Here is a 21,851-nt window from a genome sequence, read left to right as displayed (position 1 = left end):
GGCGGCGGTTCAGCCCGAAAGGTAGCGGGCGCGGAAGGCCCGGTCCGTTTCCCGCCACAGTTCCGGCAGGTCCGTCACCGCGGCTTCCACGGCATCGACCCGGCCATCGCGCGCGTCCCGCTCGATCGCCGCGGCATGGCGGCTCAGCCGCGGTGCGCCATAGGTCGCCGCGGTGCTCTTCAGGGCGTGCGCCTGAAAGCCGACCGCCCCGATGTCGCGCCCGGCCATGGCCGCCTCGATGGCCGCCACCCGTTCCCGCGCCTCGTCAAGGAACCCGGCGACCAGCACGCCGACGATATCGCCGGTGTCATCGCCGGCCAGCTCGGCCAGGGTGGATTCGTCCAGTACGTCCAGGGTATCGGCGGCGTTCATCCCGCCTCCAGCGCGGCGTCGACGAAATCGAGCCGGTCCTGCCCCCAGAATATCTCGTCGCCGACGACATAGGTCGGCGCGCCGAAGACGCCGCGGGCGACGGCCTGGTCGGTCTCGGCCGCGCGTATGGCGTTGGCGTCGTAGCGCCCGGCGGCCCGTTCCAGCGCCCCCGGGTCCATACCGGCCTCCGTGACCACTTCCCGGATCGTGCGGGCGAGGCCGATATCGCGCTCCTCGGCCCAGACCGCGCGCATGAAGCGGCCGGCCAGGTCCATGGCATCGAGCCCCTCGGCCCGCGCGGCGATCACCGTTTCGGCGGCGCGCGTCTCGTCGGCGGGAAAATGCGCCGGCTTCAGATTGAGCTCGACGCCGAGCCGTTCACGCCAGCGCCGCAGTTCCTGCAGGCGATAGGCCTGACGCTCCGGCGATCGCTTCGGCAATGGCAGCCCGCCGGTGCGTTCGAAGATGGCCAGCACATTGACCGGATGGATCGTCACCTCGGCGCCGTGGCGGGCGGCGATGTCCCGCAGGCGCGCATGGCCCAGATAGGTCCAGGGCGAGGTGAGCGCGCAGTAATAGTCCACACGCAATTCGCTTTCCTCCCCGATTCACTCCTGCCAGGCCACGGCTTCGTTAACCATACCGGCATTCTCGCGAAATTGCTGCAACGCATAACCGTCCGTCATGCCGGAGACGTGATCGGTCGCCGCCAGCGCGCGGTCATAGGCCGAAAGGCCCGGATCGGCCGCCTGGATGGCGCAGTCCATCAGCCAGGCGATGGCGCGGTCGGCGCCGAAGCGGCGGTCGTAGTCGATGTCGGGCACGAAGACTTCGCGCGCGGTCACCTCGGCGATGTCGCGCAGGACGCCCCGAGCCGGCACCCGCTCCAGCATCGCGGCGCGGCAGCGGCCGTCCAGCAGGCCGGGCTCGTCCGCGAGGAACACCTCGATCACCTGCTCGATCAGCCGTCCGATCGCCTTCGCCCTCAGATAGGCGATGCGCCGCTGCTCCTCGTCGATCTCGCCATAGCGCCGCGTCGGGCCGGCCACGGCCGCCAGCAGCGCCTCGGTGTCGGCGAAGCCGAGCTTGCCCAGCTTGAAGCCGTCCTCCAGGTCGACGATCGAGTAACAGATGTCGTCGGCGGCCTCGACCAGATAGGCCAGCGGATGGCGCAGCCAGCGCCCCTCCGCCACCTGCTCCAGGCCAAGCTCGTCCGCCAGACGGCGGAAGATCGAGGCTTCCGCCTGCATGACGCCGAACTTCTTCGCGCCGGCATCGAGGCCGGTCGCGTCGCCCGCGCTGTCGGAGAGGCGCGGATACTTGCCGAACGCGCCCAGCGTCGCCGCCGTCAGCCTGAGCCCGCCATTGTCGCGCCAGTTCTGCAGACGGGTGAGAATGCGGAAGCCCTGGGCGTTGCCTTCGAAGCGTAGCAGGTCCTCGCGCTGGCCGCCCGTGAGCAGGGCGATGATGGCCTGGCCGCGCCGGGAGCCGGCGAACCAGCCGCGGATCAGATCCTCGCCGCGATGGCCGAAGGGCGGGTTGCCGATGTCGTGGGCGAGGCAGGCGGCGGAGACGATGTGGCCGAACTCGGCCGCGCCCAGCCCCTCCGGCAGGCGGCGGCGGCCGGCGATGACCTGACCCACGCCGGCCCCCAGCGAGCGGCCGACGGAGGCGACCTCGAGACTGTGGGTCAGGCGCGTTCGGACATAGTCGTTGCCCGGCTTCGGATGGGCCTGGGTCTTGTCCTGCAGCCGCCGGAACGCCGAGCAGAACACGATGCGGTCGAAATCCTTCTGGAACGGACTGCGCGCCGGGTCCACCGGGTCCGGCGCGTCGCCCGCCATGCGGTTGGCCGATAGCAGTCGCCGCCAGTCCATCATCATCCGACCGGAACCGTCCCTTTTCGCGCATGCCCCGCCGGCGATTCGTCCGCGCCCACTTCACAGCATCGGGGCCGGCCAGTAAAGATGAGCGGCAGGAAGCGGTTTCCGGGGAGGGGCGGCATGGAAGAAGCTCTCATACTGTCGGGCGAACGGCGCATGACGCGCGAGGAACTCAACGCCAATGTGGCGCGCGCGGCCGGCGGTTTCGAGAGCCTGGGGGTCGGCGAGGACGATTCCGTCTGTCTTATGCTGCGCAACGACTTTCCCTTCTTCGAGGCGTCCATGGGCGCGACCCTGGCCGGGGCCTATGCCGTGCCCATCAACTGGCACAACACCGCGGACGAGACACGCTATATTCTCGAGGACTGCGACGCCCGCGCCCTGGTGATCCACGCCGACCTCCTGCCCCGGGTTGCGCACGCCGTGCCGGAAACCTGCCGCGTCTTCGTCGTGGCGACGCCGCCGGAGATCGCCGCGGCCTACGGCCTCGCGCCCGACAGCCTCGCCGTGCCGGCGGACCGCACCGACTGGGCCGCCTGGCTGGCCGAACAGCCGCCCTTCACCCGGGAGCCGGCGACCCAGCGCACCAACATGATCTACACCTCCGGCACCACCGGAAACCCGAAGGGCGTCCGCCGCGATCCGGCCGATCTGGAAGCCCAGGCGCGGATGAACCAGCTGTTCGAGATCGTCTTCGGTCTCAGGAACGATCCGTCGATCCGCACCGTGATCACCGGGCCGATGTATCATTCGGCGCCCAACGCCTATGGCCTCTGGTCGGCGAAGCTGGCGGGACTGGTGGTCCTGCAGCCCCGTTTCGACGCCGAGGAACTGCTGGCACTGATCGAGGAACACCGGATCACCCACGTCCACATGGTGCCGACCATGTTCGTGCGGCTGCTGAAACTGCCCGAAGCGGTCCGCTCGAGATACGACCTGTCCTCGCTGCAGTTCGTGGTTCACGCCGCCGCCCCCTGCCCGCCGGACGTGAAGCGCCGGATGATCGAGTGGTGGGGGCCGGTGATCAACGAATACTACGGTGGCACGGAGACGGGCGCGGTGTTCTTCCATACCGCCGAGGAGGCGCTGAAGAAGCCCGGCACCGTGGGCCGCGCCCTGCCCTGGGCGGATGTCCGCATCGTCGACGACGAGAAGCGGGAACTGCCCCAGGGCGAGATCGGCGAAGTCTACATGCGGCTGATGGGCTGGCCCGACTTCACCTACAACAAGAACGACGCCAAGCGCGCCGAGGTCGGCCTGGAGCATCTGGTGAGCTGCGGCGATGTCGGCTATCTGGACGAGGACGGCTATCTGTTCCTCTGCGACCGCAAGCGCGACATGGTCATCTCCGGCGGCGTCAACATCTACCCCGCCGAGATCGAGAACACCCTGATCGGCATGCCCGGCGTCAAGGACTGCGCCGTCTTCGGCATCCCCGACGACGAGTATGGCGAGAGCCTGGCCGCCCATGTCCAGCTCGAACCCGGCGGCCCGGTGAGCGAGGCCGACATCCGCCGCTGGCTCTCGGCGCGGCTGGCGAAGTTCAAGGTGCCGAAGCGGATCGTCTTCGAGGCCGAGCTGCCGCGGCAGGACTCGGGCAAGATCTTCAAGCGCAAGCTCCGCGAACCCTATTGGGAGGACGCGGGCCGCCAGATCTGAGACGGTTGGTCCCGACATCACCTTCGTCACCCCCGCCTTGTGCGGGGGTCCGGAGCGGCTTCGCCGCAAGTCGATGGTTTCGACCGGATGCCCGCACGGAGGCGGGCATGACCCGGAGAAAACAGCCAGGCCCACTTGCCGATGGCCGGGCCGCAGGGAGGAAAGCAAGGCATGAACCCAGAACCTGGCGTGATCATCAGCGGCGACAGGCGCCGGGCGCAGGAGGCCCGTGCGGCCAACGCGGCCCGCATGGCCAGGGCGCTCCACGACAGCGGCGTCCGCGCCGACGACTGCGTGGCGATCTACCTGCGCAACGACTTGCCCTTCTTCGAGACCTCTGCCGCCTGCACCCTGATCGGGGCCTACGCCACGCCGATCAACTGGCACTACACCGCCGAAGAAGCCGGCTACATCCTGCGCGACTGCGACGCGAAGGTAGTGGTGATCCATTCCGACCTGCTGGCGAACATCCGGGCCGCCATCCCCGATGGCGTGACCGTCGTCGCCGTGCCGACGCCGCCGGAGATCGCCGCCGCCTATGGCGCGACCCCGCCGGCCAGCCTGCCCGAAGGCGTCGTCGCCTATGACGACTTCATCGCCGGCCTGGAGCCCTGGACCGATCCGCCGCCGGCCAGCCGGGGCACGATGATCTACACCTCCGGCACCACGGGCCACCCGAAGGGCGTCCGCCGCGACCCGCTGGACGAGGACGCCCAGGCCCGTCAGGCGGAGCAGATCTTCGAGGGCTTCGGCATCCCCGCCGACTGTTCGGCCGTCCGCACGGTGATGACGGGGCCGATGTACCATTCCGCGCCCAACGCCTACGGTCTCGCCGCCGCGCGCAATGGCGCCTTCATCTACCTGCAGGCGCGCTTCGACGCCGAGGACCTGCTGCGGATCGTCCAGGACTACCGCATCACCCACATGCACGTGGTGCCGACCATGTTCGTGCGGTTGCTGAGGCTGCCCGAGGAAGTACGGGCGAAGTACGACGTCTCCAGCCTGGTTCACGTCATCCACGGCGCCGCGCCCTGCCCGCCGGACGCCAAGCGGCGCATGATCGAGTGGTGGGGGCCGGTGATCCACGAATATTACGGCTCGACCGAGAACGGCCTCGTCACCGTCGTGACCTCGAAGATGGCGGTGGAAAAGCCGGGCACCGTCGGCAAACCGATCTCCGGCAACCACATCCGCATCCTGGACGACGACAAGAACGATCTGCCGCCCGGCGAGATCGGCGAGGTCTACATCTGGCGGCCCAACCGCACCGACTTCACCTACAACAAGCGCGACGACGCCCGCCGGGAGATCGACGTCGAGGGCTTCCTGACCAATGGCGACATGGGCTGGCTGGACGAGGACGGCTGCCTGTTCCTGGCCGACCGCAAGAACGACATGGTCATTTCCGGCGGCGTGAACATCTACCCGGCCGAGATCGAGAAGGCGCTGGTCGGCATGCCCGGCGTCAGGGACTGCGCCGTCTTCGGCATTCCCGACGCCGAATTCGGCGAGGCGCTGGCGGCGCATGTGGAGCGGGCCGATCCGTCGGTCGGCGAGGACGCGGTGAAACGCTACCTGGCCCAGCACGTCGCCCGCTACAAGATCCCGCGCACCATCGTCTTCGCCGACAGCCTGCCGCGCGAGGATTCCGGCAAGATCTTCAAGCGCAAGCTCCGCGAGCCCTACTGGGAAGGCATGCCGCGGCGGATCTAGGGAGGGCGGCCAGCCTTCGGGCGCCCAGCCACCACCGTCACCCCCGCCTTGTGCGGGGGTCCGGAGCGGCTTCGCCGCAAGTCGATGATCTTGGCCGGATGCCCGCACAAGGCGGGCATGACACCGGGAGTTGCGGCAAACGCCTCACTCCCTGAGAAACGCCTCCTCGAAGGGGAAGCGGCTGAGCAGCTCGGTGCCGGTTTCGGTGACCAGAAGCTGCTGCTCCAGCTTGACGCCCTCCCCGCCGGCCGCCTCGCCGATGAAGCTCTCGACGCACAGCGTCATGCCGGGTTCGATCACGCCGTCATAGCCGGCGTCGGGGAAATCGGCGCGGTGATAGAGATAGGGGTACTCCCCGGTCATGCCGCAGCCATGGGCCGACAGGTAATAGCGGTGGGCATGGTAGTGCTCGGGGATGTCCCAGGCCCGCTCGGCGTAGTCGCGGAAGCTCATCCCGGGGCGGATGATCGACATGTTGTGCTCCACCTGCTCCAGCGCCGTGCGGTAGAGGGTCCGCTGGGTCCCATTCGGCCGGTCCGGTCCGGCGTGGAAGGTGCGCGAGAAGTCCGAATAGTAGCCGTGGCAGCCGACCACGTCGGCATCCAGCGCAATCAGTTCGTTCGCGCCGATGACCTTCGTCCCGGCCTCCTGGAACCACGGGTTGGTGCGTTCGCCGGAGTTCAGCAGCCGCGTCTCGCAATAGTCGGCGTTGCGCGCGATCACACCGCGCTGCAGCACCGACCAGAGTTCGTTTTCGGTGATGCCGGGGCGGATGGCTTCCCGCATCTCCATCATCGCCGCCTCCGTGGCGCGGAGCGAGGCGACGACGCATTTGACCTCTTCGGCCGACTTGATCGCCCGCGCCCGCTCCACCGGCGCCTGGGCGTCGACGAGGCGGAGCCCCTCGGCCGCCAGCGCCAGGGCCGTGCCGGCGTTGAGCCGCTCCAGCCCGACGACCGGATCCCGGCCGCAGAGCTCGCGCAGCAGGGCCGCCATCTCCGCCGCCCAGCGCCGCTCCCGCGCGGCGATATCCTCGCCCGCGGCGACATAGCTGGCCATCATCGCCGGGCGCACCTCGTCGACGGTGTCATAGCCTTCCGCGAGGTGCGCGGCGCCGGTGAATTCGAACAGGATCGACCGGTCCGCCGTGAGCGCCAGATAGCGTGAGGGTGCGTTGCGGGAGGTGAAGACCTGCATGTTCCGCGTGCCGGTGGCGTAGCGGATGTTGACGGAATCGGAGAGGATCAGGGCCTGGATGTCCCGCCGCGCCATCTCGGCGCGCACCCGGCCCAGCCTGTAGCGGCGCACGGCGGCGAGGTCGATGCCGGCGCTTTCCGGCGCCAGATCGAGCAGCTTCAGGTCGGGATGGACGGCGCGGTCGCGGTGCCAGTCGAGTTCAGCCATGGGCGGAGATTGGGCCAGCGGGCCGCGCGGCGTCCAGTCAGATCGCGAGCCCGGGACGTCGCTCAGGCCGCTGCGGGGTTCGCGGCCAGGCAGGCCTCGATCTTGCGCAGCAGGCGCGGCATGTCGACGGGCTTGGTGTCGAAGTCGCTGCAGCCGACCTGCACGCTGCGCTCCCGGTCGCTGGCCAGCGCATGGGCGGTCAGCGCGATCACCGGAATACCGGCGGTCTTCGGGTTGGCCTTGATGCGGCGGGTCGCCTCCCAGCCGTCCATCTCGCCCAGCGCGATATCCATCAGGATCAGGTCGGGCAGTTCCTGCTCCGCCGCGGCGACGCCGCTCGGGCCGTCGATGGCGAACACCACCGAATAGCCGCGACGCTCCAGCCGCCGGCCCAGCATGTCGCGGTTCATCTCGTTGTCTTCGACCAGCAGGATGTCAGCCATTCGCGGCCTCCCTGAGCGGCGCGCCGTCCGGCTCGAGGATGGACAGCGCGGTGTTCGAGATGTGCTCGCCGGACTCGTCGGCGTCGACGGCGAGGGCGAAATCGGGCAGGGCGAGCCGGTCGTCGGCGTCGTAGGCCGCGCCGAGCAGCGCCAGCAGCGGCAGGCCGTCGAAGTCCTCCAGCGCGGCCGCAAAGGCATCGAAGGCGGGGTTCGGGGCCGCGCTGTCGACGATCACCAGCGCGGGCCGGGCCTGCTGGGCGCGGGTCAGGGCGATGCCGAAATCGGGCACGGCGACGACGTTCCAGCCCTGGCTGCGCAGCAGCCCTGCGGCCTCGCGGCCGGCGTCGCCGTCATCGTCGATCAGCAGCACATAGTCGCGGCGCGGCGCGTCATTGGCGCGGCCGACGGCCTCCAGCAGCGCCTCGCGGTCGACCGGTTTCACAAGATAGTCGGCGGCCCCCAGTTCGAAGCCCTGCCGCCGGTCGTCGACGATGGTCTGCACGATGACCGGGATGTCACGCGTGGCGGCGTCGGTGCTGAGCTGTTCCAGCAGCCGCCAGCCGTCGGTCGCGGGCACGGCGACATCGAGCACGATCACATCGGGCCGGGCCTCGCCCGCCAGCTGGCGCGCCTCGCGGGCATCGCCGCAGATGAGAACCCTGTAGTTCTCCTTCTTGAGGATGCGTTCCATCAGTTCGAGCGCCGGGGGGTCGTGGTCGATGATCAGGACACTGTCGCCCGTCTCGCCGGTTTCGTCGGCAATGGCCCGGTGTTCGGAGACGGCGCGGATGCTGGTGGTTTCCAGCGCGATGTCGCGGCGATCGGCATCGCTGGCGACCGACTGCCCGGCGGGCTGGTTGGCGGGCAGGACGATGGTGAACACCGTGCCCTCGCCCAGCACGCTTTCGACGGTGATGTCCCCGCCCATCAGGCGGCAGAGCTTCTGGCTGAGCGACAGTCCGAGGCCGGTGCCGCCGAAGCGCGACGAGATCGAGGGCGCGGCCTGGCTGAAGTTCTTGAACAGGTGGTCGATCTGTTCCTGCGCGATGCCGATGCCGGTGTCGGTGACGGCGATACGGAACCAGTCGCGGCCGGCCACATTCTCCCGCCGGGCGGTCAGGGTCACACGTCCGTTCTGGGTGAACTTGGCCGCGTTCGAAAGCAGGTTGAGCAGGGCCTGGCGCAGCTTGGTGACGTCGCACTCCAGGGTGCCCAGCTCGCGCTCGCGCTCCACCACCAGTTCGTTGGCGTTCTTGGCGACGAGCTGACGGCAGGTGGCGGCGACTTCGTCGATGAAATCGCCGAGTTCGACCTCCTCGGTGTAGAGTTCCATCTTGCCGGCCTCGATCTTGGAGAGGTCGAGCACCTCGGTGACCAGCGCCAGCAGGTGCTTGCCGGCGGCGTTGATCTTCTTCAGGTCGGCGGAATCCTCGCCGCGGCCATCGATCTCCGCGTCTTCCAGCAGCATCTCGGAATAGCCGATGACGGCGTTCAGCGGCGTGCGCAGCTCGTGGCTCATCTTGGCCAGGAACTCGGACTTGGCGCCATTGGCGCGCTCGGCGTCCTCCTTGGCCTCGACCAGCTGGGACATGGTCGCGCGGTGGCGGTGGATCTCCGCCAGCAGCTCCGACTGCGAGTCGACCACATTGGCGTAGTAGACCGCCATCATGGAGACGTAGATCATGGCGCAGATGGTGGAGACGATGCCGACCGGCACCAAGTTCTCCGCCGCCATGTGCATGGGAAAGCCGCCGCCGAACAGGTAGACGGCGTAGAACGCCGCCAGGCCGGTGCCCGTCATGCCGAACACGAAATAGCGCGTGGTGTAGCTGGAGCCGAGATAGAAGAAGGCCAGCAGCGGCACAATCAGCAGCCAGACCAGGAAGGGCGAGCTGACGCCGCCATAATGGTAGGAACCCCACAGGATCGCGAACACGAGATCCAGAACCGAGACCAGCGCCAGGACCGTATAGGCCTTCTGCGGATCGAACACGCGGAAGCACAGCTTCAGCGCCCAGGGAAAGGCCCAGAACAGCGAGATCGAGGCGGCCAGGATCCAGACATGCGGCGACGGCGCGGGGTCGAGCAGCAGCAGCACCGCCGTGATGGTGTGGCCCAGCAGCGGCCCCAGGGTGTGGCTGATCATGAACATGCGCATGCGCTGCGCGATGGGACGGTTGGCCAGCACGGATTCCGGAATGAAGGAATCGATGAAGCGGTAGAGCGGCGATTTCTTCGGCGCGGCCTGCATGTCGGCTCTCTCGGCGGTTTCACTCATCTCCGACGGCATGCTGATACCCGCCGCTTAAGTTACGGTTAACCGCGAGGCGTAAGTTCGGGGCAGGGAGAAGGTTTCAGGCGCAGCTGGAGCGGTGCGGTTCGCCGAGAAAGGCGCCCGTGATGACGCGTTCGAAGAGCTGCACCGACTGGTTGCCCGCCGGATCGACGAAGCGCAGGCCGATCTCCCGAACCGAGCGCCAGACGATCTCCGCGGTGATGCGGATGCCGTCGACCACGAACTCGATCACGTCCGCGGAAAGCGCCATGGGATGGTCGATCGTCACCCGCGCGCCGGAGAGACTGATGTCGCGCAGCCGGCAGGTGACCGACACGCCGCCTTCGGTGATGGCGGCGAGCATCGAACGCACGAGTTCGATCCGGCTGTGCCGGCGACGGTCGGAGTATTTCGTTTCGATCCGCTGCACTTGCTTCACGCCCCAATGGTTCTGGATTACCTCTGGGGCGGTCCTAGCAATCCCCGTTCCAGAAAACGCGACGGTCGTCACATTCGACATCGGACGGGGCGGCGGCGGCGACGCACCATCGTCAAAGCAGCCGGAAGCCGCGCCCTCCGGGCAACGGGGCGGGACGGGATAGGGATCGCGGCGATCCATTGTGTGACCCGGAAACCGCACCGTCACGCAGAACGCGACTCCCGCGAGGCGCAGCCGGGCCGCCGGACCCGGAAAAAATGTCCGGCCCGGCAGGAAATTCACCGCGGACCGGCGGACCGGCCCGCGGCGTCCGTCGTCAGACCGGATCCCAGGAGAACACGTCGGCGGAGCGTTCGAGCTCGAAGAACGACTTCTCCAGCGCCGGCATGCCGTGCTCGGCGATGGTCTCCGGCGTCCAGCCTTCGGAGCGGTGGGCCGAGCGGATCGGCCGCGGCTGGCTGAACAGGAAGATCTCGTTGGCGCGCACGCCGAAGATCTGCCCCGTGACATGGGCCGCGGCGTCGGAGGCGAGATAGACCGCCAGCGGCGCCTGCTGCGCCGGGGTCATGCGCTTGATCTTCTCCAGCCGCGCCTGCTGCTCGGGCGTGTCCGAAGGGATGGTGCCGATCATCCGCGACCAGGCGAAGGGCGAGATGCAGTTGGAGCGCACGCCGAAGCGCTGCATGTCCAGGGCGATCGACTTCGACAGGCCGACGATGCCCAGCTTGGCCGCAGCGTAGTTGGCCTGGCCGAAATTGCCGATCAGGCCCGAGGTCGAGGTAAAGTGGATCATCGACCCGGAGCCCTGCTCGCGGAAATAGGGCGCGACCGAGCGGGCGACGTTGAAGGAGCCCTTCAGATGGACCTGGATGACCATGTCCCAGTCGGGTTCGTTCATCTTGTGGAAGATGACGTCGCGCAGGATGCCGGCATTGTTGACGATGCAGTCCACCTGGCCAAAGGCGTCGACGGCGGTCTTGATCATGTCCTCGGTGTCGCGGCGTTCGGCGACCGAGCCGAAATGCGGGATGGCCTTGCCGCCGGCGTCCTCGATCGCGGCCACGATGTCGCGCGCCGGCTTCTCGTCGCCGCCGTCGCCCGAAACCGAACCGCCCAGATCGTTGACCACCACCCTGGCGCCGTGCGCGGCCATCAGTTTGGCGATCTCGCCGCCGATGGCGCCGCCGCCGCCGGTGACGACGCAGACCTTGCCGTCCAGCATCTTCGCTTCGCTCATTGTCTTCTCTCTCCCCGGATTGGTCGTGAACTCGAATCTTGCGCGCCGCGCGTCAGGGCGTCAGCACCACGCGGCCGACGATCTTGCCGTGGCGCAGATCCTCCAGCGTTTCCCAGGCCGCATCGAGCGGTCGGGTCTTCACCGGCATCGGCGGCACCTTGCCTGCGCGCACCAGCGCCATCATGTCGCTCATCTCCTGCAGGCTGCCGACATAGGAGCCGCGCACGGTGATGCCCTTCAGCGGGAACAGCGGCACCGGCACGGTCATGGCGCCGCCGAACAGACCGATGATCACCAGCACGCCGTTCTGGCCGAGCGCGTTGATGCCGAACAGCGCCGACTTGTCCGAGCCGACAAAGTCCACCGCGCCGCTCAGCCCGCCGCCGGTCAGCTTCATGACCTCCTTGCGGGTTTCCTTTGCGCCGGAATTGAAGACGTAGTCCGCGCCCGCCCGGGTCGCCGCCTCCAGCTTGGCGTCATCGATGTCGAAGACCACGGTCTTCGCGCCGATCGCCGCCTTGGCCAGCATCAGCCCGGCCATGCCGACGCCGCCGGCGCCGATCAGGCCGATGAACCCGCCGCGCTCGGCGCCTTCCTTCGCCTTCATCAGCGCGCCGTAGGCGGTGATGCCGGAGCAGGCGTAGGTGCCGGCAAGCTCCGTCGGAATGCCGTCATAGGCGAACAGGAACTTCTCGTCCGGGATCTTCACGTGGGTGGAATAGCCGCCATCCACGTGGACGCCCAGATTGCGCGGCCGGGCGCAGCTCTGGTCCTCGCCCGAATTGCACTTCGGACAATCGCCGCAGCCGATCCAGGGATAGACGATGCGCTTGTCGCCGGGCTTCGCGCCGGTGACGCCGGGGCCCGTGGCGACGACCTCGCCGACGATCTCGTGGCCGAGGGTGAAGGGCAGTTCCCGGGCGCGGGTGACATCGGCCTTGTTGCCGCCGCCCATGTCGAAATAGCCCTCGTGCAGATGGATATCGGAGTGGCAGACGCCGCACGCCTCGATCCTGACGACGACCTCCTTGCCCTGCGGCGTCGGGTCCTCGTAGCTGAACGCCTTCAGCGGCGCGCCGTATTCGTCGAACTGCATGCTGCGCATTTGGTCTTCCTCCCCTGCTTGAACCGGCTCCCGGCGGACTCGGCTGGAGCTTATGTCGCCCGTCCGGCGGCCACAACCGCCAGCGTCATGCATTGTCGTGGAAGCGTCATGAACGCTTGACCGCGCCAAGCACCCTGCTAATAAAGGCCGTTCAGGAAGGCTTCCTCCCGCAAGTATCAAAAGATACCGGGAGACGACATCAGGGGGAGGGCTGCGCGTGCGCCAGATCATGCCGCGACGCGTTGGCGCATCCGAAGGGGTGCGATGACCGCGGACATTCTCGAAGTTGACGACGTCCACGTCCGGTTCGGCGGCATCGTCGCGCTCGACGGCGTATCGTTCACCATGCCGAAAGGCAAGATCGTCGGCCTGATCGGCCCGAACGGGGCCGGCAAGACGACGCTGTTCAACTGTCTCAGCCGGCTCTACATCCCCACCGAGGGCGACATCCGGTTCAAGGGCAAGACCATCCTCGACAGCCCGCCGCACCACATCGCCGATATCGGGATCGGGCGCACCTTCCAGAACCTGGCGCTGTTCTCCTCCATGACGGTGCTGGAGAACGTCATGGTCGGCGGTCACTCCACCACGAAGAGCGACTTCTTCTCGAACGCGCTGCGCCTGCCGGGGCGCGGCCGCGAGGAGAAGGAGCTGCGCAACCGCTCCGGCGAACTGATCGAGTATCTCGGCCTTGGCGACGTCGCCCACAGCATCGTGGCCGGCCTGCCCTTCGGCACCCAGAAGCGGGTCGAGCTGGCGCGCGCGCTGGCTTCCAGTCCCGAGCTGCTGCTGATGGACGAGCCGGCGGGCGGCCTCAACCATGTCGAGCTCGACGAGCTCGGCTCCCTCATCCAGCAGATCCGCGACGACCGCGGCATCACCGTTCTGCTGGTGGAGCATCACATGGGCCTGGTCATGAGCATCTCCGACAAGGTGGTGGCGATCGATTTCGGCCGGAAGATTTCCGAGGGCACGCCTGAAGAGGTGCAGAACGACCCGGAAGTCATCCGCGCCTATCTTGGGACGGGCGAGTGATGGCGATACTCGAGGTACAGGGCCTGAAGGCCTATTACGGACAGATCGAGGCGCTGCATGGTCTCGACTTCCATCTGGAAGAAGGCGAGATCACGGCGATGCTGGGCGCCAACGGCGCCGGCAAGACCACCAGTCTGCGCGCGATCTGCGGCATGGTGCGGACCCAGGGCAAGATCGTCGTCGAAGGCGAGTCGGTGGTCGGCAAGAGCACCGAATCCATCGTCTCGAGACACAAGATCGCCCATGTCCCGGAAGGACGCGGCACCTTCGTGCGCGTGTCGACCGAGGAGAACCTCCGGCTCGGCGCCTTCACCCGGCGCGACAGGGAGATCGAGCAGGACTACGAGCGCGTCTACCACTATTTCCCGCGCCTCAAGGAGCGCCGCAACCAGCAGGCGGGCACGCTCTCGGGCGGCGAGCAGCAGATGCTCGCCATCGGCCGCGCGCTGATGCTGCGGCCGAAGATCATGCTGCTCGACGAGCCTTCCTTCGGCCTGGCGCCGATCATCACCGAGGAGTTGTTCGGCATCCTCGAGAAGATCAACAAGGAAGAGAATGTCAGCATGCTGGTGGTCGAGCAGAACGCCAACCTGGCGCTCGCCATCTCCCGGCGCGCCTACCTGCTCGAGACGGGCAACATCGCGATGACGGGCCCGGCGGACGAGATCATGAACGACGAGCAGGTACGCAAGTCGTACCTGGGTTACTGAGGGAAGGCGGCAGATGGACCTCTTCATCGAGCAGACGCTGAGCGGCCTGGCGAGCGGCGCGATCTACGCCTGCCTGGCGCTGGCCGTGGTCATGATCTACCAGGCCATCGACCACTTCAACTTCGCTCAGGGCGAAATGGCGATGTTCTCCACCTACATCGCGTGGTGGCTGATCGCCGTCGCCGGCCTGCCCTTCGTGGCGGCCTTCTTCGCCTGTATCGTCATATCGCTGGTCGGCGGCTTCATGGTGGAGCGCATCGTCTTCGCGCCCATCGCGGATGCGCCAGTGCTCAGCCACATCATCGTGTTCATCGCCCTGTTCTCCATCTTCAACTCGATGGCGGGCTTCCTGTTCGACTTCACGCCGAAGAAGTTCCCGACGCCGTTCGGCCACGAGCAACTGATCGAGGGCGTGCCGCTCAGCGCACACCGCGCCGGCATGGTGGGGGTGACGCTGATCATGCTCGGCGTGATCTACGCCTTCTTCCGCTACACCCCCGTCGGCCTGGCCATGCGGGCGGCGGCGGCGGCGCCGGACTCGGCCCGGCTGGTGGGCATCAACGTGCGCTTCATGCTCTCGCTGGGCTGGGGCCTGGCGGCGGCGATCGGCGCCGTGGCGGGCATGCTGATCGCGCCCATCACCTTCCTGACGCCCGACATGATGCTGGGCACGCTGCTCTACGGTTTCGCCGGCGCGGTGGTCGGCGGCCTGACCAGCCCCTTCGGCGCGGTCGTCGGCGGCTTCCTGGTCGGGGTGCTGGAGAACTGGATGGGCACCTTCGTGGTGGGCAGCCAGCTCAAGCTGACCGTGGCGCTGGTACTGATCATCGTGGTGCTTCTGTTCAAGCCTGCCGGCCTGTTCGGCCGCGTCGTCGTGAAGAGGGTCTGAGGCCATGACGAGCACAACCGAATACGCCGGAACCCAGCCGGCCTTCCTGCGCGAGAACCCGAAGGACCGGATCACCGTCTTCGGCATGCGCCTGCCCCTGGTCGAGCGGTCGCTGCTCTGGTTCGGCCTGGCCGTGGTGGTCGTGCTGCCGATCTTCTACGACGGCTACACGATCTACGAGTTCGGCAAGATCCTGATGTACGCGCTCGCGGTGCTGGGCCTGAACATCCTGACCGGTTTCAACGGGCAGTTCTCACTGGGCCACAGCGCCTTCTTCGCCGTCGGCGCCTACACCACGGCGATCCTGATGGAACAGCTCGGCGTGCCCTACTGGGCGACGATTCCGCTGGCCGCCGCCGTCAGCTTCACCGCCGGGTTCCTCTTCGGCCTGCCGGCGCTGCGTCTGGAGGGGCTGTTCCTGGCCCTGGCGACCTTCGCGCTGGCCATCGCGACGCCGCAGATCCTGAAGTACGACGGCATCAGCCACCTGACCGGCGGCGTGCAGGGCATCGTCCTCGCGACGCCCTACCCGCCCGCCTGGGTGGATTCCATCGCCGTCGCGGTCAGCGGCGAGGCGTTATCGGTCGACAGATGGAAGTACATCTTCACGGCCATCGTGGTGGTGATCATGTTCGTGCTGGCGCAGAACCTGATCCGCTCCCGCACCGGCCGCGCGTTCATCGCCATCCGCGACAACCCGCTGTCGGCGAAGACCATGGGCATCAACAACGCCATTTTCAAATCGGCCTGTTTCGGCGTCAGCGCCATGTACACCGGCGTCGCCGGCTCGCTGTTCGCGATCATGGACGAATACCTCGCGCCGGAGAGCTTCACCTTCGCGGAGGCCATCAAGTTCCTGGTCGGCGGCGTGGTCGGCGGCATCGCCAGCCTGTTCGGGGCCGTGTTCGGCGGGGCATTCGTGCTCTACGTGCCGAACTTCTCCGACACCATCGCGCGGCTGCTGGAGAACTGGATCGCCAACCCGCAGGGCCTTTCATGGACGGTCTACGGCCTGTTCCTGATCTTCGCGGTCTACGTCATGCCCATGGGCGCGACAGGTCTCATTCAGATTCTGGTGCGCAAGATCGGCGTCCGGCGTTAGACTTCCTGCGTTCGAGCCACACAACCCGGCCGGCGGCGGGCGCGCCGAGCCGGGGCCGCAAGGTCAACGCCCGAGTATTGCAGAGGAGAAGCTCATGAAACTTTCTACCCAGAGCCTGATTGCCGCGGCGGCGCTCGCCGTCGTGGCGGTCGGCGCAGCCGAGGCGCGCAACGCCCCGGGCGTGACCGACGACGAGATCAAGATCGGCAACACCAATCCCTATTCGGGCCCCGCTGCCGCCTACGGCGCCATCGGCAAGACCATCGGCGCCTGCTTCGACAAGGTGAACGCCGAGGGCGGCATCAACGGCCGCAAGATCAACTTCATCTCGGTCGACGACGGCTACAGCCCGCCGCGCACCGTGGAGCAGACCCGCAAGCTGGTCGAGCGCGAGAACGTCGCCCTGATTTTCCAGGGCCTCGGCACGCCGACCAACTCGGCGGTCCACGCCTACCTGAACAAGAAGAAGGTGCCGCAGCTCTTCGTCGCCACCGGCGCCACCAAGTGGGGCCAGCCGAAGGAGTTCCCGTGGACCATGGGCTGGCAGCCGAACTACCAGTCCGAAGGCGTGGTCTACGCCCGCTACATCCTGCAGAATGTCGAGAATCCGAAGGTCGCGATCCTCTACCAGAACGACGACTATGGTAAGGACTACGTCCACGGCATGGAGATCGGTCTGGGCGACAAGGCCGACGAGATCATTGTCGCCCGCGAGTCCTACGAGGTGACCGATCCGACCATCGAGTCCCAGGTCGTGAACCTGGCCAACTCCGGCGCCAACGTGTTCTACAACGTGACCACGCCGAAGTTCGCCGCCCAGGCGATCACCAAGGTCCACGAACTGGACTGGGATCCGCTGCAACTGCTCAATTCGGTCTCCAACTCGATCGGCTCGGTCGTCTCCAAGGCCGGCTTCGAGAAGGGCCAGGGCATGATCACCGCGTACTACCTGAAGGATCCGGGCAATCCGAGCTATCAGAACGACGAGGACTACAAGGCCTGGTCGACGTTCATGGATGAGTATTATCCGGACGGTGACAAGACCGACGCGTTCACGGTCTTCGGCTGGTCCGTCTGCAACACCATGGTGCAGGTGTTGAAGCAGGCCGGTGACGACCTGAGCCGCGAGAACATCATGGCCCAGGCCGCGAGCCTGAAGGACTACAATGCCCCGATGCTGCTCCCGGGCATCACCATCAACACCGGCCCGAACGATTTCTATCCGATCGAGCAGTGGCAGCTGGCAAAATTCGAGGGCAAGGAATGGAAGCTGTTCGGCGAGGTCCTCGCGGGCGCCGTGGGCTCCGGTTCCTGACCGAAGTCTGAGGACACCGTCCCGGAAAACGGGGCCGCCGGTTCGCCGGCGGCCCTTTTTTCGTTCCCGGCCCGCTCCCCGGGAATGCTATGGCTGGCGGGCCCGACCCTGCTCACCGCCGACGGATCGCCCATGTCCGAACAACGCCATATCATCGCCGTCGACCGCGCCGTCTTCGACGCCACCGCCGGCGCCTACGACCAGGGCCGCAAGCGCCTGGTGCCCGCCTTCGACGATTTCTACGCCGCAGCGCTGGCGCAGCTCCGCCGCGACCCCGCCGAAGAGCTTCATATCGTCGATCTGGGCGCAGGCACGGGGCTGTTCACCGACATGGCCGCGCGGCGCTTTCCCAATGCGCGCTTCACGCTGATCGACATATCCGCCGAGATGCTGGACCGGGCCCGGCAGCGGCTCGGCCCGGGCGACCGCTTCAGCTACGTCCATGCCGACCTCGCCCGCTGCCCCGTGCCCAGCCCGGCCGATGCGGTGATCTCGGCGCTGGCGATCCATCATCTCCCCGACCCGGACAAGTATGCGCTCTACCGCCGCGCTTTCATGGCGATGAAGCCGAAGGGCGTCTTCGTCAACGCCGAGCAGGTCGCCGGCGCCAACGAGACCCTGCACCGGCGCTATCACTGGGCCTGGATGGCCGACATCCGGGCGTTGGGCGCGCAGCCCGAGGAGATCGAGCAGGCCCTGACCCGCATGCAGGAGGACCGCCCGACACCGCTCGAGACCCAGCTCGGCTGGCTGGAGAAGATCGGCTACGTCAATATCGACTGCGTCTGGAAGCGCGGCATGTTTGCGGTCTTCGCCGGCGAACTGCCCGAGCGCCCGCGCAAGATCCCGCCCACCTGAGCAGCGCTCAGAGCACGTCGATCGCCTCGATCGCCCAGATCTCGCTCTCGGCCGCGGCGCGCCATTCCCCCATGTAGGGATGCGACCAGACGGCCTCGCAATAGGCGCGCGCGGCCGCGTCGATATCCGCCTCGTAGGACAGGAAGCGGCTGACAACGGGCGCGTAGAAGGCATCCGCCGCCGACCACGCGCCAAACAGGTAGTCGCCGCCGTCGCCGAAGCGGTCCCGGCAGTCCGCCCAGAGGGCCACGATCCGTTCGACGTCGGCGGCCGCCGCCTCGTCGGCAGCGAGCGCCGGCCCGCGGCGTTTCAGGTTCATCGGCCAGGCCTGACGGAGTGCGGCGAAACCGCTGTGCATCTCGGCGCAGGCGGACCGCGCCACGGCCCGCGCCGCCGTCTCCGCCGGCCAGATGCCGGCCTCCGGCGCGCGCTCGGCCAGGTACTCGGCGATCGCCAGGCTGTCCCAGACCACCAGGCCACCGTCGATCAGCGCCGGCACCTTGCCCGCGGGCGCGCGGGCGCGGATACGCGCCGCCGTGTCCGGTTGCCGCAGCGGCACGACCTCGCAGTCGAATTCGAGACCGCTCTGCCGCGCCAGCAGCCAGCCGCGCAGCGACCATGACGAATAGATCCTGTTGCCGATGATCAGGCCGAGCCGCTCGGTCATGCCCCTGAATCCTTCTCTGCGGTGACGCGTCTGTTTCGCGTCCCGTCGCCGCGGCGGCAAGAAGAATCACCGCCGTGGCGGCCCTGCATGGCCGATTCTTATCCACAAGATATTGTGTGGCCCGAGCCAGATTTGGTTTGTTGTCGCGGCGCTGCTCCCGTATTTTGTGTGGGAAGCAATTGGCTATCACCAGATATTGACGGAGGGTGCCATGTCAGCGGGCTGGACCGAGGAACGCGTCGTCAGGTTGAGGGAACTCTGGGGTTCCGGAATGACGGCGGCGCAGATCGCGGACGAACTGGGCGACGTGACCCGCAACGCCGTCATCGGCAAGGCCAACCGGCTCGGTCTTTCCAAGCCCGGCCGGCCACGCAGCGTCAAGCCGAAGCCTTCGCCGCGCCGCCACATCGCCCCCCGCCCGGCCCAGGGTCTTCGCCCCGAGCCCGAGGAGACGCCGGAAGCGCCGCTCGCCCCGCCGCCGCCGCCGGGCGCCCTGCCGCAGCATCGCCGCTGCCAGTTTCCGATCGGCCATCCGGGCGACGACGACTTCCGCTTCTGCGATCACGAGACCGTCTCCGGCAAGCCCTACTGCAACTACCACTGCCGCGTGGCGTACCGTCAGCGGGTCGCCGCCGCCTGAGTCCCGTCAGGCGCTGGCAAAACGCCTGAGGAAACCGACGTCGAGCGGGAGCTTCTCGCCGAGCCAGAGCGGGTAGGTCTCGTGATCGGGCACGTCCTCGCCGGTGCGGGGATGGACCAGGATGGTCAGGCCGCGCCGGTTCAGCATCAGCCACGGCACCAGCGCCGCGAAGACGTCCGCCGCAAAGGCGATCTGGTACATCGGCAGCGGGTGCGGCCCGACGGGTTCGTCGCGCCAGCGGCCCGGCTCCACCTCGAAGCCGGCGGTCAACTGCCGGCGCAACACGGCGGCCTCGGCCTTCTCGGCGTCGTTCCGGTAGTAGATGTGGGCATGGTAGCCCGATATGTCGCTGGCGGGACGGGGACCGGCGGTCGGTTGCATCGGCTTTCTCCTTCACGCTCAAATTGTCGCCCGTGCGCCCGCCGGGCAAGCCCCGCGGCGGTCATCACTTTGTTGACCATCCGGAACCAAGGGGTGACACTTCCCGGATCAGCAGCGTCAAGTCTGCGATACAGGGAGGTTACAATGGGTACCATCAAGCACGGTCTGGCGGCCGTGGCGCTGGCCGCGTCCATCGCGGCCGGGGCGGCGGCACAGGCCAAGGAGCTTGTCGTCGCCATCGAAACCGACATCCGCGGTTTCGAGGCCATCCAGGGACGCGTCCTGGGCATCGCGGCAAGCACGGTCATGAACGCGGTCGCCGACCGCCTCATCCAGCGCGACGCCAACGGCGATATCGAGCCCCAGCTCGCCACCGCCTGGGAAGCCTCGGCCGACGGCAAGACCTATACCTACACGCTCCGCAAGGGTGTCAAGTTCCACAATGGCGACGACTTCACCGCCCGCGACGTGGCCGAGCACTGGAACCGGCTGCTCGACCCGGCGAACAAGTATTTCGGCCGCCTGTTCTTCAGCCCGATCCAGAAGGTCGTGGCCGACGGCGACCACACCGTGACCTTCCAGCTGGCGCATCCCTGGATCCCGATGGAGCGCCTGCACGCAGGCGTCAACTTCGGCACCTACGTCCCCTCCAGCCGCGCGGTTGCCGAGGAGACCATGATGCGGGAGCCGGTGGGTACCGGCGCCTTCATGCTGAGCGAATGGCGTTCCGGCGACCGGCTGATCGTCGACCGGAACCCGAACTACTGGGACAAGGACAAGATCAGCCTGGACCGCGTCGTCTTCCGCATCATTCCCGACCAGGCCACCCGCTACGCCGCCCTGCAGGCCGGCGAGGTCGACATGATCTGGACCGACCGCGGCGACACCATCCTGAAGGCGAAGGAAGAGGGCGAGACAATCGTCCACGAGAGGGTCGGCCAGGGCGCCATCATCAACTTCATGAACACCGCCCGGCCGCCCTTCGACAATGTCGACGCCCGCCGCGCGGTGCAGCATGCCTGGGACCAGGGCGTCTATCTCAAGGTCTCGTTCAAGGACACCGTGCCGGCGGTCGAGCATCCGCTGGGCGCGTCGTCGACCTGTGACGCCGGCTATCGCGGCCCGGACCGCGACAAGGCGAAGGCATTCGCCGCGAAGTACGAAGCGGCGGCCGGCAAGCCGATCGCGTTCGAGATGATCCACACCTCGACCCAGCGCGGCCGCGAGTCGGGCGAGATCATGCAGCAGCTCAACAAGCGCGCCGGCATCACCGTGAACCTGCAGCCGGTGGACCAGCTCCAGCTGCGCCAGAAGGTCTTCACCAACAACTACGACATGTCCGGCTGGCGCATCGCCGACGCGCAGGACGTGGGGCCGCAGCTGTTCGCGCTGCTGCACTCCAAGAGCCCCTACAACCTGACGAAGTACAACAACCCGGCGATGGACGACCTGCTGGTGAAGATGCGCACGGCCGCCACCGGGGAAGCCCGCGCGGAGGCCATGTGCAACGTGGTCCGCCTGATGAACGACGAGGTGCCGATACAGTACCGCGGCGGGCGCAAGCACTACACCATCGTGGGCGCCGACATCGACGGCCTGCGTCCCCTCTATCAGGGCGTGCCCGACGTGCGCTACATCACGAAGAACTGAACCGGCTGCAGGACCGGACCCGGAGGGGCGCGGGCTGCGGTCCGCGCCCCTTTCCGTTGCCGAGAAGGAGTTCC

General features: G+C 67.5%; 21 protein-coding genes. 10 read left to right on the top strand and 11 right to left on the bottom strand.

All coding sequences use genetic code 11. The annotated features are described in order from the left end of the window. Positions 1-9 precede the first annotated feature (9 nt). The 3 genes from CWC60_RS21270 to dgt are packed head-to-tail and all read right to left on the bottom strand — an operon-like array spanning position 10 to position 2,255. Entirely contained in the window at positions 10-372 is a 363-nt protein-coding gene (locus tag CWC60_RS21270; RefSeq protein ID WP_109795934.1) for an Hpt domain-containing protein, read from the bottom strand. Continuing rightward, the gene (locus CWC60_RS21265; protein ID WP_241147967.1) at positions 369-956 is read right to left on the bottom strand and encodes a 2-hydroxychromene-2-carboxylate isomerase; all 588 of its coding nucleotides are present in this window, start codon (positions 954-956) and stop codon (positions 369-371) included. Before CWC60_RS21265 ends, CWC60_RS21270 begins: the two co-directional genes overlap by 4 nt. A 24-nt stretch (positions 957-980) precedes the next feature. Continuing rightward, the gene (dgt, locus tag CWC60_RS21260) at positions 981-2,255 is read right to left on the bottom strand and encodes a dGTP triphosphohydrolase (protein WP_109795932.1); all 1,275 of its coding nucleotides are present in this window, start codon (positions 2,253-2,255) and stop codon (positions 981-983) included. A 120-nt stretch (positions 2,256-2,375) separates the two neighbouring features. On the opposite strand from dgt, the gene CWC60_RS21255 reads away from it, so the two are divergent. Next, complete coding sequence (locus tag CWC60_RS21255; RefSeq protein ID WP_109795931.1) at positions 2,376-3,914, top strand: acyl-CoA synthetase; 1,539 nt, start codon at positions 2,376-2,378, stop codon at positions 3,912-3,914. A gap of 171 nt (positions 3,915-4,085) precedes the next feature. Further along, positions 4,086-5,627, top strand: coding sequence for an acyl-CoA synthetase (locus CWC60_RS21250; protein WP_109795930.1), 1,542 nt, complete (start codon positions 4,086-4,088; stop codon positions 5,625-5,627). A gap of 144 nt (positions 5,628-5,771) precedes the next feature. Here the strand turns inward: CWC60_RS21250 and CWC60_RS21245 are convergent, their stop codons facing one another. From CWC60_RS21245 to CWC60_RS21220, 6 genes are all read right to left on the bottom strand, one after another. Further along, positions 5,772-7,031, bottom strand: a complete 1,260-nt coding sequence (locus tag CWC60_RS21245; RefSeq protein ID WP_109795929.1) for a M24 family metallopeptidase — start codon at positions 7,029-7,031, stop codon at positions 5,772-5,774. Between the two features lie 62 nt (positions 7,032-7,093). Further along, on the bottom strand, positions 7,094-7,474 hold the full coding sequence (locus CWC60_RS21240) for a response regulator (RefSeq protein ID WP_109795928.1): 381 nt from the start codon (positions 7,472-7,474) through the stop codon (positions 7,094-7,096). Continuing rightward, entirely contained in the window at positions 7,467-9,752 is a 2,286-nt protein-coding gene (locus CWC60_RS21235; protein ID WP_164516676.1) for an ATP-binding protein, read from the bottom strand. The genes CWC60_RS21240 and CWC60_RS21235 overlap by 8 nt, the downstream gene beginning before the upstream one ends. 76 nt (positions 9,753-9,828) lie before the next feature. After that, the gene (locus CWC60_RS21230; RefSeq protein WP_164516675.1) at positions 9,829-10,179 is read right to left on the bottom strand and encodes a PilZ domain-containing protein; all 351 of its coding nucleotides are present in this window, start codon (positions 10,177-10,179) and stop codon (positions 9,829-9,831) included. Positions 10,180-10,504: 325 nt separating this feature from the next. Beyond that, positions 10,505-11,410, bottom strand: a complete 906-nt coding sequence (locus CWC60_RS21225; RefSeq protein WP_164516679.1) for an SDR family NAD(P)-dependent oxidoreductase — start codon at positions 11,408-11,410, stop codon at positions 10,505-10,507. A 67-nt stretch (positions 11,411-11,477) separates the two neighbouring features. Further along, positions 11,478-12,530 carry an alcohol dehydrogenase gene (locus CWC60_RS21220; RefSeq protein WP_164516674.1) on the bottom strand — a complete coding sequence of 351 codons (1,053 nt, stop codon included), beginning with the start codon at positions 12,528-12,530 and terminating at the stop codon, positions 11,478-11,480. 264 nt (positions 12,531-12,794) lie between these two features. On the opposite strand from CWC60_RS21220, the gene CWC60_RS21215 reads away from it, so the two are divergent. The 6 genes from CWC60_RS21215 (at position 12,795) to CWC60_RS21190 (ending at position 18,439) form a co-directional block, all read left to right on the top strand. Continuing rightward, positions 12,795-13,565, top strand: a complete 771-nt coding sequence (locus CWC60_RS21215; RefSeq protein ID WP_109795923.1) for an ABC transporter ATP-binding protein — start codon at positions 12,795-12,797, stop codon at positions 13,563-13,565. After that, positions 13,562-14,275, top strand: a complete 714-nt coding sequence (locus tag CWC60_RS21210; RefSeq protein WP_109795922.1) for an ABC transporter ATP-binding protein — start codon at positions 13,562-13,564, stop codon at positions 14,273-14,275. Before CWC60_RS21215 ends, CWC60_RS21210 begins: the two co-directional genes overlap by 4 nt. A gap of 13 nt (positions 14,276-14,288) precedes the next feature. Beyond that, complete coding sequence (locus CWC60_RS21205) at positions 14,289-15,164, top strand: branched-chain amino acid ABC transporter permease (RefSeq protein ID WP_109795921.1); 876 nt, start codon at positions 14,289-14,291, stop codon at positions 15,162-15,164. A 4-nt stretch (positions 15,165-15,168) separates the two neighbouring features. Further along, a complete protein-coding gene (locus CWC60_RS21200; RefSeq protein ID WP_206420084.1) occupies positions 15,169-16,266 on the top strand; it encodes a branched-chain amino acid ABC transporter permease in 1,098 nt (365 codons plus the stop codon). 94 nt (positions 16,267-16,360) lie between these two features. Continuing rightward, positions 16,361-17,581 carry an ABC transporter substrate-binding protein gene (locus tag CWC60_RS21195; protein ID WP_109795920.1) on the top strand — a complete coding sequence of 407 codons (1,221 nt, stop codon included), beginning with the start codon at positions 16,361-16,363 and terminating at the stop codon, positions 17,579-17,581. Between the two features lie 132 nt (positions 17,582-17,713). Next, positions 17,714-18,439, top strand: coding sequence for a class I SAM-dependent methyltransferase (locus CWC60_RS21190; protein WP_109795950.1), 726 nt, complete (start codon positions 17,714-17,716; stop codon positions 18,437-18,439). 7 nt (positions 18,440-18,446) lie between these two features. On the opposite strand, the gene CWC60_RS21185 is transcribed toward CWC60_RS21190, so the two are convergent. Further along, complete coding sequence (locus CWC60_RS21185; protein WP_109795919.1) at positions 18,447-19,106, bottom strand: glutathione S-transferase family protein; 660 nt, start codon at positions 19,104-19,106, stop codon at positions 18,447-18,449. Positions 19,107-19,317: 211 nt separating this feature from the next. Here CWC60_RS21185 and CWC60_RS21180 point away from each other — a divergent pair, with 211 nt between their 5' ends. Then, entirely contained in the window at positions 19,318-19,746 is a 429-nt protein-coding gene (locus CWC60_RS21180; RefSeq protein WP_109795918.1) for a GcrA family cell cycle regulator, read from the top strand. Positions 19,747-19,752: 6 nt separating this feature from the next. Here the strand turns inward: CWC60_RS21180 and CWC60_RS21175 are convergent, their stop codons facing one another. After that, entirely contained in the window at positions 19,753-20,127 is a 375-nt protein-coding gene (locus CWC60_RS21175) for a DOPA 4,5-dioxygenase family protein (RefSeq protein ID WP_109795949.1), read from the bottom strand. A 144-nt stretch (positions 20,128-20,271) separates the two neighbouring features. Here CWC60_RS21175 and CWC60_RS21170 point away from each other — a divergent pair, with 144 nt between their 5' ends. Further along, the gene (locus tag CWC60_RS21170) at positions 20,272-21,777 is read left to right on the top strand and encodes an ABC transporter substrate-binding protein (protein WP_164516673.1); all 1,506 of its coding nucleotides are present in this window, start codon (positions 20,272-20,274) and stop codon (positions 21,775-21,777) included. Positions 21,778-21,851: the final 74 nt, after the last annotated feature.

This window comes from Minwuia thermotolerans (assembly GCF_002924445.1).
GTDB lineage: Bacteria > Pseudomonadota > Alphaproteobacteria > Minwuiales > Minwuiaceae > Minwuia > Minwuia thermotolerans.
The sequence above is the reverse complement of the archived record's forward strand: the minus strand, read 5'-3'. Positions and strand labels throughout refer to the sequence as shown.